Source organism: Duganella sp. CF402, assembly GCF_900109645.1.
Classification (GTDB): Bacteria; Pseudomonadota; Gammaproteobacteria; order Burkholderiales; family Burkholderiaceae_D; genus Rugamonas.
Window position 1 is genome coordinate 369,520 of record NZ_FOBG01000004.1, and the last position, 15,083, is coordinate 384,602.

14 protein-coding genes are annotated in these 15,083 nt (G+C 62.2%); 10 read left to right on the forward strand and 4 right to left on the reverse strand.

Features of this window, described 5'->3' with window-relative positions; all coding sequences use genetic code 11:
- Positions 1-20: 20 nt before the first annotated feature.
- Both hemE and BMZ70_RS26075 read left to right on the forward strand, forming a co-directional pair.
- Positions 21-1,094 carry a uroporphyrinogen decarboxylase gene (gene hemE / locus BMZ70_RS26070; RefSeq protein WP_092281021.1) on the forward strand — a complete coding sequence of 358 codons (1,074 nt, stop codon included), beginning with the start codon at positions 21-23 and terminating at the stop codon, positions 1,092-1,094.
- A gap of 736 nt (positions 1,095-1,830) precedes the next feature.
- Positions 1,831-3,846: a primosomal protein N' gene (locus BMZ70_RS26075; RefSeq protein WP_092281023.1), complete on the forward strand. Its 2,016-nt coding sequence runs from the start codon at positions 1,831-1,833 to the stop codon at positions 3,844-3,846.
- Here BMZ70_RS26075 and BMZ70_RS26080 read toward each other — a convergent pair.
- Positions 3,843-4,733 (reverse strand): ArgP/LysG family DNA-binding transcriptional regulator, encoded by an 891-nt coding sequence (locus tag BMZ70_RS26080; RefSeq protein ID WP_092281025.1) that lies wholly within the window; start codon positions 4,731-4,733, stop codon positions 3,843-3,845. The two genes, BMZ70_RS26075 and BMZ70_RS26080, sit on opposite strands and share 4 nt — an antisense overlap.
- 97 nt (positions 4,734-4,830) lie before the next feature.
- On the opposite strand from BMZ70_RS26080, the gene BMZ70_RS26085 reads away from it, so the two are divergent.
- Both BMZ70_RS26085 and BMZ70_RS26090 read left to right on the forward strand, forming a co-directional pair.
- The gene (locus BMZ70_RS26085) at positions 4,831-6,288 is read left to right on the forward strand and encodes a dihydrolipoyl dehydrogenase (protein WP_092281027.1); all 1,458 of its coding nucleotides are present in this window, start codon (positions 4,831-4,833) and stop codon (positions 6,286-6,288) included.
- A gap of 69 nt (positions 6,289-6,357) precedes the next feature.
- The gene (locus tag BMZ70_RS26090; RefSeq protein ID WP_229205597.1) at positions 6,358-7,494 is read left to right on the forward strand and encodes an HD-GYP domain-containing protein; all 1,137 of its coding nucleotides are present in this window, start codon (positions 6,358-6,360) and stop codon (positions 7,492-7,494) included.
- Here BMZ70_RS26090 and BMZ70_RS26095 read toward each other — a convergent pair.
- Positions 7,491-7,973, reverse strand: coding sequence for an SRPBCC family protein (locus BMZ70_RS26095; protein ID WP_092281029.1), 483 nt, complete (start codon positions 7,971-7,973; stop codon positions 7,491-7,493). The genes BMZ70_RS26090 and BMZ70_RS26095 overlap by 4 nt on opposite strands.
- A 119-nt stretch (positions 7,974-8,092) precedes the next feature.
- Here BMZ70_RS26095 and BMZ70_RS26100 point away from each other — a divergent pair, with 119 nt between their 5' ends.
- From BMZ70_RS26100 to BMZ70_RS26110, 3 genes are read left to right on the forward strand one after another with little or no spacing between them, the layout of a single operon-like run.
- A complete protein-coding gene (locus BMZ70_RS26100; protein WP_092281031.1) occupies positions 8,093-10,156 on the forward strand; it encodes a UvrD-helicase domain-containing protein in 2,064 nt (687 codons plus the stop codon).
- 60 nt (positions 10,157-10,216) lie between these two features.
- Positions 10,217-10,675, forward strand: a complete 459-nt coding sequence (locus BMZ70_RS26105) for a cache domain-containing protein (protein WP_229205598.1) — start codon at positions 10,217-10,219, stop codon at positions 10,673-10,675.
- A gap of 38 nt (positions 10,676-10,713) precedes the next feature.
- On the forward strand, positions 10,714-10,926 hold the full coding sequence (locus BMZ70_RS26110) for a SlyX family protein (RefSeq protein WP_092281033.1): 213 nt from the start codon (positions 10,714-10,716) through the stop codon (positions 10,924-10,926).
- Between the two features lie 6 nt (positions 10,927-10,932).
- Here BMZ70_RS26110 and BMZ70_RS26115 read toward each other — a convergent pair whose 3' ends face one another.
- Positions 10,933-11,400, reverse strand: a complete 468-nt coding sequence (locus tag BMZ70_RS26115) for a heme-degrading domain-containing protein (RefSeq protein ID WP_092281035.1) — start codon at positions 11,398-11,400, stop codon at positions 10,933-10,935.
- A 38-nt stretch (positions 11,401-11,438) separates the two neighbouring features.
- The gene (locus tag BMZ70_RS26120) at positions 11,439-12,638 is read right to left on the reverse strand and encodes a TonB family protein (protein WP_165403571.1); all 1,200 of its coding nucleotides are present in this window, start codon (positions 12,636-12,638) and stop codon (positions 11,439-11,441) included.
- A 139-nt stretch (positions 12,639-12,777) separates the two neighbouring features.
- Between BMZ70_RS26120 and BMZ70_RS26125 the strand changes: the two genes are divergently transcribed.
- The 3 genes from BMZ70_RS26125 to BMZ70_RS29025 all read left to right on the forward strand — a co-directional run bounded on the left by BMZ70_RS26125 (position 12,778) and on the right by BMZ70_RS29025 (position 15,059).
- Positions 12,778-13,224, forward strand: a complete 447-nt coding sequence (locus BMZ70_RS26125) for an SRPBCC family protein (protein ID WP_092281039.1) — start codon at positions 12,778-12,780, stop codon at positions 13,222-13,224.
- 90 nt (positions 13,225-13,314) lie between these two features.
- A complete protein-coding gene (locus tag BMZ70_RS26130; RefSeq protein ID WP_092281041.1) occupies positions 13,315-13,881 on the forward strand; it encodes a TMEM175 family protein in 567 nt (188 codons plus the stop codon).
- A 113-nt stretch (positions 13,882-13,994) separates the two neighbouring features.
- A complete protein-coding gene (locus BMZ70_RS29025) occupies positions 13,995-15,059 on the forward strand; it encodes an NF038122 family metalloprotease (protein ID WP_130301004.1) in 1,065 nt (354 codons plus the stop codon).
- Positions 15,060-15,083 lie beyond the last annotated feature (24 nt).

Below are 15,083 nucleotides of genomic sequence, written 5' to 3' on the forward strand. Positions count from 1 at the left end.
AACGTCTTATATTGCCTTCCATGCCACAATTTGCTCCGCTCAAGAACGACACCTTCCTGCGCGCGTTGTTGCGCCAGCCGACCGACTACACCCCTGTGTGGCTGATGCGCCAGGCTGGAAGGTATCTGCCTGAATACCGCGCCACCCGCGCCAAGGCCGGCTCGTTCATGGGCCTTGCTACCAATCCGGACTACGCCACCGAAGTCACGATCCAGCCGCTGGACCGCTTCCCGCTGGACGCCGCCATTCTGTTCTCCGACATCTTGACGGTGCCGGACGCGATGGGCCTGGGCCTGCACTTTGTCGAAGGTGAGGGCCCGAAATTCGAGCGTCCGCTGAAAACCGAGGCCGATGTGCTGGCCCTGCGTGCGCCGGAAGCTGGCTCGCTCGATTACGTGTTCAACGCCGTCACCCAGATCCGCACCGAGCTGAATGGCCGCGTGCCGCTGATCGGCTTCTCCGGCAGCCCGTGGACCCTGGCTTGCTACATGGTGGAAGGCGAAGGCTCGCGCGAGTTCCACACCATCAAGAAGATGCTGTACAACCGCCCGGACCTGATGCACCGCATCCTGGAGATCAACGCCAAATCGGTGGCCGACTACCTGAACGCCCAGATCGACGCCGGCGCGCAAGCCGTGATGATTTTCGATTCGTGGGGCGGCGCGCTGGCCGACGGCGCTTACCAGCAGTTCTCGCTCAAATACATGCAGCAAGTGGTGTCTCTGCTGAAGCGCGAGAAAGACGGCGTGAAGATCCCTGCCATCGTGTTCACCAAGGGCGGTGGTCACTGGGTGGAAGAAATCGCCGCCATCGGCGCCGACGCGCTGGGGCTGGACTGGACTGCCAATCTGACCAAGGCGCGCGCGCTGGTGGGCGACAAGGTTGCCCTGCAAGGCAACCTCGACCCGGCCATCCTGTTCGCCAGCCCGGAACAAATCACCGCCGAAGTCCACAAGGTGCTGGATGCGTTCGGTAAAGGCAATGGCCATGTGTTCAACCTCGGCCACGGCATCTCGCAGTTCACCCCGCCGGAGAACGTGGCGGCGATGGTGGAAGCCGTTCACAGCTACAGCAAGGCGCAGCGCGCTGCCTGATCTGATCCAGCGTTAATGGGGCACGCTGCGGTACAGGGCGTGCCCTTTTTCATTGGTGCGAACGGACTAGTCATAGCCAGTTATGCACAAAAATTTTTGCTGTAGAAATAATAGGCAGCTGATTTTGGCTAGCCCCGGAGAGTATTGTAAGTAATTGATTATTAACGATTAATTTCATGGTTCATAGTGCAACATTTAGCAAGGCGTAAACCTTAAGGGTAAGCTTTATGTAGTTTATTTCTTCATTTTCCACAAAGTTATCCACAAAAACTGTGGATAAAAAATAAAATGACTTAGTAAACCGTGACTTAGCCATAATATTGCTGTTTTGCCTGAGCTTTATGTTGCGTTGCACGATTTTTAGGCAAAAATAGCAGGCTTGCCAAGCTAGTTATCAAAGCACAAAGCTTGGTCTGCGCATAAGTATAAAATTCGGTGTTCTTGTGCTGCGCAATATGGTGGATAAGGCCCTAAAAAGAGCTTGATTTCGTCAAAAAAAGCATCCTAAATACTTCACTTATGCACAGCTGGAGGCGAGCGAAGGTGTTTTGGGCTCTCCTATGAAGCATTTTCCAAGTTGCTGATTTTAAAGAGAAAAAATTTTGATTTTTTGCCCGGTTTACGATGATATCCACAAGCATGTCGGTGCTTTCCGGGCATTAAGTTTCCATTGTCCACAAAGTTATCCACAGAAACTGTGGATACATACAGCATCGGGATTTTCGCAAGGTGCAGCATGAATAATCCACGCCCTTGCTACCTGCAAATAGCGATCGATACGCCGCTCAACGCAGTCTTTGACTATCGTTGGACGTGCGAACCGGACCAGCGGCCACAAATCGGCCAGCTGGCGCTGGTGTCTTTTGCGCGGCGCGAGGTGGTCGGTTTGATCGTCGGCGTTGCCGACACCACCGAGGTGCCGGCGGATAAGCTGAAAGATGCGCTGGCGGTGCGCAGCCAGCTGTCGCCGCTGTCGGCCAAGTGGCTGGCGCTGGCCGGCTTTGCCGCCGATTACTACCAGCGCCCGCTGGGCGAAGTGGCGCTGCCCGGCCTGCCCAAGAACCTGCGCGTGCTGACCACGGTGGCGCTGGACCGCGCCATCAAGAAGCTGGCCAAGCTGGAAGTGCCGCATGATCCGGCGCCGGTCAATATGCCGGTGCTGAACGCCTCGCAGCAGGAGGCGGCGGATGCGATCGGCGGCGCCCAGGGCTTCAAGCCCTCGCTGTTGTACGGCGTGACCGGCAGCGGCAAGACCGAGGTCTACCTGCAAGCCTGCGCCCAGGTGCTGGCGCGCGAGCCGGACGGCCAGATCCTGATCCTGGTGCCCGAGATTAATCTGACGCCGCAGCTGGAAGGCAATATCCGCGCGCGCTTCCCCGGCGTGATGCTGGCCACCTTGCACAGCAGCCTGTCCGAAGGCGAGCGCATGCTGCACTGGCTGGCGGCGCACGAAGGCAAGGCGCGCATCGTGCTGGGCACGCGGCTGGCGATCTTGTCGTCGTTGCCGCACCTGAAGCTGATCGTCATCGACGAGGAGCACGATCCTTCGTACAAGCAGCAGGAAGGCTTGCGCTACTCGGCGCGCGACCTGGCCGTGTGGCGTGCGTGGCAGTTGCAGATTCCGATTGTGCTGGGATCAGCCACGCCGTCGCTGGAAAGCTGGCACCACGCGCAATCGGGGCGCTACCGCAAGCTGGAACTGCGCGAGCGCGCGGTGAAGAACGCCGTGCTGCCGACCGTGAAGCTGATCGACATGGAGCGCGACAAGCCTTCCGACGGCCTGACCGCGCAGCTGATCGCGGCCATCAAGCAGCGCATGGAACGCGGCGAGCAGTCGCTGTTGTTCCTCAACCGTCGCGGTTATGCGCCGGTGATTTGCTGCGAGTCGTGCGGCTGGATCAGCGAGTGCACGCGCTGCACTTCGTTCATGGTGCTGCATCGCCCCGAGCACCGGCTGCGCTGCCACCATTGCAGCCTTGAGATGCGCATCCCGCGCCATTGCCCGACCTGCGGCAACGTCGACCTGCAACCGCTGGGACGCGGCACGCAGCGCGTGGAGGAAGGCTTGCAGGCCATGTTCCCGGAAGCGCGCGTGTTGCGCATTGACGCCGACTCCACCCGCAGGAAGGGCAGCGCGCAGGAGGCGTTCGACACCGTGCACCGGGGCGAGGTGGATATCCTGATCGGCACGCAGATGGTCGCCAAGGGGCATGACTTCAAGCGTCTGACGCTGGTTGGCATTCTGAATCCTGATACGGCGCTGTTCTCGCAGGACTATCGCGCCAGCGAGCGCCTGTTCGCGCAGCTGATGCAGGTGGCCGGCCGCGCCGGACGGGCGGGCATTCCGAGCGAGGTGCTGATCCAGACGCGCTATCCGCAGCATCCGCTGTACGGCGCGGTGGTGCATCACGACTATGACCACTTTGCCTCGGCGCTGCTGGAAGAGCGCGAGCAGGCTGCCTTGCCGCCCTATTTGTTCCAGGCCCTGCTCCGCGCCGAGGCGCGCGAGCTGGCCACGGCGATTGAATTCCTCAACATGGCGCGCGATTGCGTCGAGCATCCGGGCATCACCATCAACGATCCGATCCCGATGACCATGACGCGCGTGCACAACGTGGACCGCGCGCAGTTGCTGGTGGAGTCGCCGTCACGTCCCGCGCTGCAGGCCTTCCTGAAAGAGTGGATGCACGCGCTGCGTGACATGAAGAGCCGTGTGAAGTGGTCGCTGGAAGTCGACCCGCTCGATATCTAATCCTGCAGCAAATTGCGCCGCGCCGTTGCGATGATTTGCTCGGACAGCGCGCGCGTGAACGGCGTGTCCAGATTCCACGCATGCCAGTTCAGCGCTACATCGACGACATGATCGGGCGCCAGGTCGACCAGCTTCTCCTCGGCCAGCGCCGCCGACACCTGCTGCAGCGGCATCAGTCCATACGCCAGACTGCCGAACACGCACTCGCTGGCGGCTGCCGACAGCGGCAGCGTGTGATGTGGGTAGGCGCCGCGCCAGCCCAGCACCTGCTGCAGGAAGCCGCTCATCATGTCACGATCACTGACCACGGCCGGCGCCAGCTGCACCGCTTCCTCCAAAAAACCATCGCCGAACCAGTGATAGGCAAACGCCTTGGTGGCCACGCACACATAGCGCATGCGGCCCAGCGGCGTCACTTGCGGACCGTTGGCCTGCGCCTCCGTCGGCCCGGCCGCCACGCAACCGAACACGCTGCCTTCGCGCACCAAGTGCAAAGCCATGTCGGTCGAGGCCTGCTGCACATGCAACTGGCAACGCGGCGGCGACAGCAGCGGCTGCAAGCCGAGCGGGAACCAGGTGGCAAGACTGGCCGCATCGACCGCCAGCGCAATCTCCGGCATGCTGATCTTGTTGCCCAGATCAATATCCAGCGACGCTTCCATCAGCTTGACGTTGCGGTGATGGGACACCAGCCGCTGGCCCAGCCCGGTCGGCACGGCCGGCTGGCCGCGCACGATCAGCAGGCGGCCGGCCGCATCCTCCAGCGCCTTGATGCGCTGGGACACGGCCGACTGGCTGATGCCCAGCGACAGGGCGGCCTTCTCGAAGCTACCCTGGCTGACCACGGCATCCAGCACGGCCAAGGCCCGGTAATCCAGATTGTCCATAAGTCAAGCTTATAAAATTTGAAAACGATAAGTGATACTAATACCGTTTTGTTGCAAAGTAAAACGTATTCGGCAGTTCGGAGTAGACTACTTCCCCATGAAAACGCTACGCACTGAAGTCGCCGTGATCGGCGCAGGCACGGCCGGCATGACCGGCTATCGCGCCGCCAAAGCCGGCGGCAAACGGACCTTGCTCATCGAGGGCAATGTCTACGGCACCACCTGCGCGCGGGTCGGCTGCATGCCCAGCAAGCTTCTCATTTCTGCGGCGGATGCGGCGCACATGCTGCAGGCGGCCGCAGGCTTCGGCGTGCACGCGGGCGCGGTGCGCATCGACGGCAAGGCAGTGATGGCGCGTGTGCGCAGCGAGCGCGACCGGTTTGTCGGCTTTGTGGTGGAAAGCGTGGACGGCTATCCGGCCGAGGACAAGTTGCACGGCCACGCCCGCTTCCTGAGCCCGACGCAGCTGCAAATCGATGACCACACGCTGGTCGAGGCCGAACGTTTCGTGATCGCCACCGGTTCCACGCCGATTGTCCCGGACGACTGGCGCGCCGCCGGCCCGCGCGTGATTACCAGCGACGAGGTGTTTTACTGGGATGACTTGCCGGAATCCGTGGCCGTGGCCGGCACCGGCGTGATCGGGCTGGAACTGGGGCAGGCGCTGCATCGCCTCGGCGTGCGCGTGACCATCTTCGGCCGTGGCGGCAGCGTGGCGCAGCTGTCCGACCCGGAGGTGCTGGATGTGGCGCAGCGCGCCATGAGCGATGAGCTGGACGTGCGCTTTAAAACGCGCCTGGTCAAGGTCGAGCCGCAAGGCGAAGGCCTGGCCATCACCAGCGAAGACACCAACGGCGACCAGCACACCGAGCATTTCAGCTACCTGCTGTCGGCCATCGGCCGCCGTCCGAACGTGCACAAGCTGGGGCTGGAAAATACCAGCCTGCAGCGTGACCATCACGGCATTCCTGTTTATGACAAACAGACGATGCAGTGCAAGGATCACGCTGGAACCGGCAGCGCCATCTTCATCGCCGGCGACGCCAACGACGAGCGCCCGCAACTACCGGAGGCCGCCGATCACGGCCGCATCGCCGGCGACAACGCGGCGCGCTACCCGGCGGTGCAACCGGGCTTGCGCCGCACGCCGCTGGCCATCACCTTCACCGAACCGCAGATCGCCACGATGGGCGCCAGCTACAGCGAGCTGTGCGTCACGCACGCGGGCTGCTTCGCCATCGGCAAGGTCTCGTTCGAGAACCAGGGCCGCAGCCGGGTGATGCTGCAAAACAAAGGCATGTTGCGGGTCTACGCCGAGTACCACAGCGGCCGCTTCCTGGGCGCCGAGATGATCGGGCCGCGTGCGGAAAACATCGGCCATTTGTTGTCCTGGGCAGTGCAAGCCGGGCTGACGGTGGACGCCATGCTGGACATGCCGTTCTACCATCCGGTGGTGGAAGAAGGCGTGCGCACCGCGCTGCGCGACCTGGCCCACCAGCTGCAAAAACCGCCGGCGCACGACTGTCCTTGCATCGATTGCACGCCGGGGCCATGAATTCTTATTGTTTAATCAAAGATACAAAAAACTCACACATTTCCACTTGAAAAGCCGTATGCTTGTGGGATGAATATACGCAAAGTGACAGCTGCCGATTTAAAGTTGGGCATGCTGCTGCCGTGGGACGTCTACGGTGAAAATGGCGCTTTGCTGATTCGCAAGGGACATATGATCGCCAGCGCCAACCAGATCGCGTATCTGGTTGAACGCGGCATGTTTGAAGACGGCCAGCCGGCCTCGGTGCTGGCCGATCCGCCGTCGGTACTGCGCAAGCTGAATGCCGCCTACCTTGAATTGCACACGCTGTTGCAGGCGGTGTCGCAAGGCGTGGCGCCGCCCGACTTCCGCCGCAAGCTGGACGACATCGCCCTGCTGGTGCACGCGGCCATCGACCTCAACGTGGACATCGCCACCGCCAGCATCCTGCACAACCAGCAGCAGGCGCCATATGCGGCGCGGCACAGCGTCAACACGGCCATCGTGGCGGTGCTGCTGGCGCGTTCCCGCCAGCGTTCGCGCAACGATGTCATGACCGTCACGCTGGCGGCGTTGACCATGAACACCGGCATGCTGGAACACCACCAGCGCTGGCACGACAGCAACGCCGTGCTGGACGCGGCCGACCATGCGCGCAAGCTGGCGCATCCGGAACGCAGCGTGCAATTGCTGCGCGCCGCCGGCGTCAACGACGAGGCCTGGCTGCATTGCGTGCTGCACCATCACGAAAACGAGGATGGCACCGGCTACCCATGCAACAAGGTCGGGGCGCAGATTCCCTTGCTGTCCAAGCTGGTGGCGCTGGCCGACCGCTACTGCGCCCGCGTTTCCGAGCGCAGCTACCGCCCGACCCTGTCGGCGCACGCCGCGTTGCGCGACATGCTGATGGAAGCGCGCACCACGCTGGACACCAACCTGGTGTCGCTGGTGATCAAGGAGCTGGGCATCTACCCGATCGGCACGTATGTGCGCATGTTGAACGGCGAGGTGGGGGTGGTGTCGCGGCGCGGCCTGCAATCGACCACGCCGCATGTGGAATCGGTGATCGGGCCGCGCGGCGCGCCGCTGGAGGTGTTCCTGCAGCGCGATACCCGCCACAAGCTGCACGCCATCCGCGAGGTGCTGAGCAACGCGCAGGTGGCGGCCCTGAACGCCCCGCCGCTGCGCATGGCGCAGGTGTGGGGGCGGGCGGCCGTCGCCGATTAATTGAGCAGCGCGTCCAGGCGGCCCTGCTGCGCCAGTTCGCGCAGCATGCCGATGGTGTCGATGTCCGACTCCACGTAGGCCGAGCGGCGGAATTCATCGTACATGGCGTTGGCCTCGTCGGTGGCGGCGTCGTGGCTGTCCTCGTACTGGAAGCGCACGAACAGCGTGTCCTCGGTCGGCTGCTCGATGGTCATGGTCAGGCTGGACTCGGCGATATCCTGCTGCGCCGCCACGCGGTAGCGCACGCTGCGCATCGGCTCCAGCTCGACGCGGTCTTCCACCACCAGCTCGCCGTAGCGCAGGCGGCGGCGGAAGCCGTTGTCGCTGCGTTCATCAATGATGCTCTCGTCCAGATGGGGCACGAACAGCTTGGGCGACTCGGCGCGCAGCACCAGGCCACGCCAGACTTGCTGCACGGACAGGGCGTCAATCAGGGGATTGAGCGGGTCGTTGACTTCGATTAAATGTTCAAATTTCATGATTGCAACCAATATAAGTTAGGCAAGGCGCCTGCGATCCCCGCATGGTAACGCAAATGACACGAACGCTTCATGCGGCAGGTCAGTAACAGCGCCTGCGACTGCTACAATGTGGGGCTATGTCCACCAAAGTTCCAGTATTCGGCCTCAATTTGCCGCAAAGCCAGGCCGTCACCTACCTCGATGGTCCATGCCTCGTGCTGGCCGGCGCAGGCTCGGGCAAAACCCGCGTGATCACGCAGAAAATCGCCCACCTGATCGAGGACCGGGGCTACGACCCGCGCACCATCGCGGCGCTGACCTTCACCAACAAGGCAGCGCTGGAAATGCAGGAGCGGATCGCCAAGCTGCTCAAGCAGCCGAAGCAGGCCAAGCAGCTGACCGTGTCCACCTTCCACTCGCTGGGCGTGAAAATCCTGCGCCAGGAGTGCAACGCACTGGGCCTGAAAGACCGCTTTTCCATCATGGATGCCGACGACTGCGGCGCGCTGGTCCAGGACATGGCCATCACCACCGACAAACAGGTGGTGCGGCGCATCCAGACCGACATTTCGCTGTGGAAGAACGGCCTGATCGACCCGGTGCAGGCGCTCAACCAGGCCAAGGACGAGGACGAGGCGCAGTCGGCGCGCGTGTACGCCAGCTACGTGGCCACGCTGTCGGCCTACCAGGCGGTGGACTTCGATGATTTGATCCGCCTGCCGGTGGAATTGTTCCGCGACCACGAGAACGTGCGCGACAAGTGGCAGCGCCGCCTGCGCTACCTGTTGATGGACGAATACCAGGACACCAACACCTGCCAGTACGAGCTGGTCAAGCTGCTGGTGACCGGCATCGGCAAGAAGCCGATGTTCACCGCCGTGGGCGACGACGACCAGGCCATCTACGCCTGGCGCGGCGCCTCGGTGGAAAACCTGAAAACCCTGCAGACCGACTTCCCCGATCTGCAAGTGATCAAGCTGGAGCAGAACTACCGCTCGACCACCCGCATCCTGCAGGCGGCCAACGCGGTGATCGGCAACAATCCCAAGCTGTTCGAGAAATCGCTGTGGTCGGAGCACGGCCTCGGCGAGCCGATCCAGGTCACCTCGATGCCGACCGACGATGCGGAAGCCGACCAGGTGGCGATGCTGATCTCGGTCGACCATTTCACGCGCAAGAACAAGTGGTCGGACTATGCGATCCTGTATCGCGGCAACCATCAGGCGCGCATCATCGAGCAGGCGCTGCGCAAGGAGCGCATTCCGTACACCATCTCCGGCGGCCAGTCCTTCTTCGACAAGGCCGAGATCAAGGACATCATCAGCTACCTGCGCCTGCTGGCCAATACCGACGACGATCCGGCCTTCATCCGCGCCGTGACCACGCCGCGCCGTGGCGTCGGCCAGTCGACGCTGGAAACGCTGGGCACCTTCTCGGCGCAGTGGAACTGCTCGCTGTTCGAGGCGGTGTTCAAGGGCGGCATCGAAGCCTTGCTGCCGGACCGCCAGCTGAATCCGCTGCGCGACTTCTGCAACTTCATCAACAACCTCGAATCGCGCGCCAGCCGTCCGGGCCCCTCGGGCAGCGGCGACAACGCCGCGCAGGTGCTGGATGACATGCTGGAAGCGATCAACTACGAAAACTTTTTATACGATATGTTCGACGAGCGCGCGGCCCAGAGCAAGTGGCAGAACGTGCTGGAGTTCGTCAACTGGCTGAAGGATCGCGGGCGCGGCGGCAAGGACCGCGACGGCGAGGAAAAGAACGTGCTGGAACTGACCCAGATGGTGGCGCTGATGTCCATGCTGGAAGGCCAGGACGAGGATCCGGATGCGGTGCGCATGTCGACCCTGCACGCCTCGAAAGGGCTGGAGTATCCGCACGTGTTCCTGGTCGGCTGCGAAGAAGGCATCCTGCCGCACAAGGGCGATGCCGACGCGCCGGCCGAATCGATCGCGGCGCGGGTGCAGGAAGAGCGGCGCCTGATGTACGTCGGCATCACGCGCGCGCAGCGCACCTTGCACATCACCTGGTGCAAGAAGCGCAAGCGCGCGGGCGAGCAGGTGCATTGCGATCCGTCGCGCTTCATCAAGGAGATGAAGCTGGACGAGGGCACGGCGCCGCCGATGGAATCCGAAGTGCTCACGCCCAAGGAACGGCTGGCACGCATGAAGGAACTGTTGGCAACACCGAAAACCTAGTCATGTGCTAGCATCGACCTGGGCTGATCCGGCTCGATGACGATGGAGGTGATGATGCGCATGCAAACTCTCGCAACTCTCGTGATGGCCTCGATGGCCTGGACGCTGCTGCCGGCAGCGCAGGCGCAAGACCTGGTGACCAAGCCCGAAGCCGAGGCGATGGTGGCCAAGGCGCTCAAATACCTGAAGGGCAATGGCAAGGACAAGCTGTATGCCGAGGTCAGCAAGAAAGACGGCCAGTTTGTCGACCGCGACCTGTACCTGACGGTGTACGGCAACGACGGCGTGGTGCGCGCACACGGCGCCAACGCCAAGATGATCGGCAAGAACCTGATGGAGATCAAGGACGTCGACGGCAAGTACTTCGTCAAGGAGCGGGTCGAGCTGGCGAAGAAGAACAAGCCGTTCTGGCAGGAGTACAAATTCACCAATCCGGTCAGCGGCAAGATCGAGCCCAAGGCCATGTATTGCGTGCCGGAGGACGACATGGTGGTGTGCGGCGGGGTCTACCTCAAGTAGAGGCGGTACAATGCCTGCTTTCTGGCAGGAGCAAGACCGTGAGCAATACTGAAGACCGATTCGTCGACATCGAAATCAAGCTGGCCTACGCCGAGGACATGGTGGACTCGCTGAGCCAGCGCATCCATGAGCAGCAACAGCAGATCGACAAGCTGGAGCAACTGTGCGCCTCGCTGGTACAGCACATGCGCAACGCCGCGCAAAACAACAGCGGCGGCCAACTCCCCCACGAGCGCCCGCCGCACTACTAATCAGTTTCAGCCCAGCAGGGCGCGCAAGGCTTCCACCACCAGCGCGTGGTCTTCGGCCTGGCGCAGGCCGGAGACGGTGACGGTGCCGATGATGCCGGTGTCCTTGAGGGTGACCGGGAAGGCGCCGCCGAAGGGGGCATAGTCTTTCGGATCGAGGTGCTTGATGTCTTCAAACACCACGCCGCGATGCTTGTGGTCGGTGCCGACGTAGAACGAGCAGCGGCCGAAGCGCGCCACCACGTTGTTCTTGCGGCGGATCCACTCGGCCTGGTCGGCCGAAGCGCCCTGCATGGCATGATGGAACAGCACTTTGCCGTTGACGGTGATGTTGGCGGTGATGATCTTGCCACCGGCCTTGGCCAGCTCGACCAGCTTCAGGCCCAGCGCCAGCGCGGTGTCGCTGTTGAAGGCGGTGAACTGCAATTCGTTTTCCTGCTGGGCCAGCGTGTCCAGCAGTTCCGCGTAGTTTTCCATGCGTGCTTCCTGTGTTGATTGCCAGGCCAGAGTGTAGCCTACCAGTCGCCAAAGCGCGGGACGTCTGCCTCGCTGACGACCTTGTCCAGGCGCGCCACCTTGGCCTGCCACAGTGCTGCTTCCTTCGGATCGGCCGCCATGTGACTACCTTGTTCCAGCATTTGCGCTAGTTGGCGCATGGCGGCGATATTGCTGGCAATGGCGGCGCGGCGCAGGTATTTGACGCCCTCGGCGTCGCTTTGCGGCACACCGGTGCCGTTGAGGTAGAGGTTGGCCAGCGTGATTTCAGCCGAGGGCTGGCGCTGCTCTGCGGCCTTGCTCAACAACGCCAGCGCTTGCACCGGGTCGCGCTCCACGCCCTGGCCTTGCAGGTAGAGATTACCCAGATGGGCGCAAGCGGCAATGTAACCGCGATCGGCGGCCTTGCGATACCACGCAATGGCTTCGCCGATGTTCTGCGCTACGCCACGCCCGGTTTCAAGCATCTGAGCCAGCTTGTACTGCGCATCGACGCTGCCTAGCTCGGCGGCTTTGCGATACCAGTCGGCGGCCAGGGCTTGGTCGGCGCTGCTTCCTTTGACCGATTGGTGAAAGTCGCCCATGAGATTCTGCGCGATGACAGAGCCGTGTTCGGCGGCTTTTTGCTGCCATGCTAAAGCCTGCTGTTCATCCTTGGGCGAGCCGTATTTACCGAACCGCAGGTTGAAGGACAGTTGGAATTCGGCCTCCGCATAGCCGGCCTCGGCGGATGAGCGCAGTAGTTTGTCATAGCGCCCGATGTCGTTCTCGATGCCGACACCGTCGCGGAACAGCAGGGCCAGCTTGTAAAGCGCGGCAGCATCGCCGGTCTTGGCCTGGGCCCGGTAAGTTTCAAAGTCGGCCAGCGTATTGTCGGTGGAGCTGCGGCTCCAGTTATAACGCACCGAGGTCCAGCTGCTGACGGGGACGCCACCGGCGGTGGCGGGCATGAACTGGCAACGTTTGATGGCGGCCAGGGAAGCCCGGTCCAGCGCTGGCACGCCGCTCGACGAGCGGATCACCGTGTCAATCACCTTGCCGTCCTCGCCGACCAGGAAGCCGATGATGACGACACCGGGCTGGCCGTCGTAGAGCGTATCGCGCGGCCACGCCGGTTTTTCGCAAGTACGGAAGTTGGCCGACGCCGGCGTTTGGGCGGGAGCGTCGGCGGCATTCGCCGTGACGGCGACAGACAGCAAGAGTGGGGCGAGAATCCGCATCAAGGCTGCTCCGGTGTGGTTTCGGTGCAAAGCATAGTATTGCGAAAAAAATAATCTGTCCATGATTGTCGATTTGCGCTACCTTGCTTCGTCGTAGGCTGTAGAGGGCTGTCCTCGGACTTTTTTAAAGGAATCGATCATGACGACCAATACCGTACAACTGCACCGTGTGTTCAAGTCGACCGCAGACCGGGTCTACCGCGCCTTCCTGCATCCTGATGCGCTGGCCAAGTGGCTGCCGCCGCACGGCTTCTTCGGCACCGTGCACGAGATGGACGCCAGGGTGGGCGGCAAGTACCGCATGTCGTTCACCAACCTGACCACCGGCGGCAGCCATTCCTTCGGCGGCGAATATCTCGAACTGGTCCCGGGCCAGAAACTGCGCTACAGCGCGCAGTTCGACGATCCCAACCTGCCGGGCCAGATGCAAACCACCATCACCCTGCGCGAAGTGTTGTGCGGCGTCGAGATGAAGGTGGTACAGGAAGGCATTCCCGCCGTCATCCCAACCGAAGCCTGCTACCTCGGCTGGCAGGAATCCCTGCTCCTGCTGGCCCAGCTGGTAGAACCGGAAATCCGCGAGTAGCGCGAATCCGGTACTGTTTGCAAAATCCACTGGCCGTGGCTTTGCCAGATCGCTTACAGTGCAGGTCTCAACAAACACTGGGTGGAACACATGGGCAAAGGCCGGTTGGAAGCGTTTAGCGATGGCGTGATCGCGATCATCATCACCATCATGGTGCTGGAATTGAAGGTGCCGCATGGCGATAGTCTGGAAGCGCTGGCGCCGTTGTTGCCGGTGTTTCTTAGCTATGTGCTCAGCTTCGTCTACGTGGGAATCTACTGGAACAACCATCACCATTTGATGCACCCAGTGTCGAAGATTACCGGCGGCGCGCTATGGGGCAATCTGCATCTGCTGTTCTGGCTGTCGCTGATTCCGTTTGTCACCGGCTGGATGGGGGAGAACCATTTTTCGGCGGTGCCGGTGGCGTGCTATGGCTTGGTGCTGTTCATGTGCAGCGCTGCCTATCTGGTGCTGGTGCGCTGCCTGGAATCCCATAACGAGGCGCTCAAGGCCGCCGTCGGCAGCGACCGCAAGGGCAAGATTTCCATGCTGCTGTACCTGATCGGCGTGGCGGTGTCCTGCGGGTGGCCAATGCTGGGCTTTGGCGTCTATGTGCTGGTGGCGGTGATCTGGTTCCTGCCCGACCGCCGGATTGAATCGCGTTACAAGTCGTGAACACATGTTGCTAACAAGCCCCATGTAAATTAACAATTTGACACTGTGTTATAAAAGTTTCACAATTGGGCTGCATTACTGGTAAAAATAATAACTCCAGAGAGGATACAACCATGAAACAGTCCTTCCGGCGCCCACTGCTGGCGGTCGCGCTCACCCTTGGCTTTCTCGCGCCGTCGGCGCAAGCCCTTACTTTCGTGCTCAACGATGTCTCGGCCGGTGGCATGAGCGCCCAGCAACTGGCGGCGTTCCAGACGGCCGCCAATTTCTGGTCGGGCAAGTTCAGCGACCCGGTCACCGTCTATCTCGATATTGGCTTTAACAACCTCGGCCCGAACATCCTGGGCAGCACCGGTTCGAGCTATGTATCGACCACCTACGACAACATCCACGGCGCGCTGGCGGCCGACGCCACCTCGGCGCTGGACGCCACCGCGATGACGCACATGCAGAGCGGCCCGGCCCTGAAATTCTGGGCCACACAAGGCGACGGCTCCTCGCGCTTCGACAACGACGGTTCGCTGAATAACTCCACCCTGGGCCTGACCACCGCCAATGCCAAGGCAATGGGCTTCAATATCGGCACCAGCACCGCGCTGCCGGACGCCAGCATCGTGTTTGCCAATGCCTACGCGAGCGACTTCGTCTACACCCGCGCCGGCGGCGTGCCAGCCGACAAGATCGATTTCATTACGGTGGCCGAGCATGAAATCGGCCACGCGCTCGGCTTCACCTCGGGCGTGGACTTTATCGATTACTGCATGGCGCCCAATCTCGAGTGCGGTGGCGGCGTCAACCGTTTTGAAGACGACTGGTGGTACACGCCGCTGGATATGTTCCGCTACTCGGCCGCCGGTGTGGCCGATGTGCGCATCGGCGGCTCGCCTTACTTCTCGGTCGACGGCGGCGTCACCAACATTGCCGCGTTCTCGACCGGCTCGGAGCACGGCAACGGCTGGCAGGCCAGCCACTTCGGTCCTGGCCAGATCAACCTGATGCGCCCGTTCGTCGGCGATGGCGAATTCTACGACGCCAGCAACCGCGACCTGGCCGCCTTCGACGCCATCGGCTGGAACGTGGCGGCGGTGCCGGAGCCAAGCACCTGGGCCATGCTGGCCGCCGGTCTCGGGCTGGTGGGCTGGAGCTCCCGCCGCCGCCAAACCGCGCAAAGCGCCTGATGTCCGGGCCGCCGCCGGCCTTGG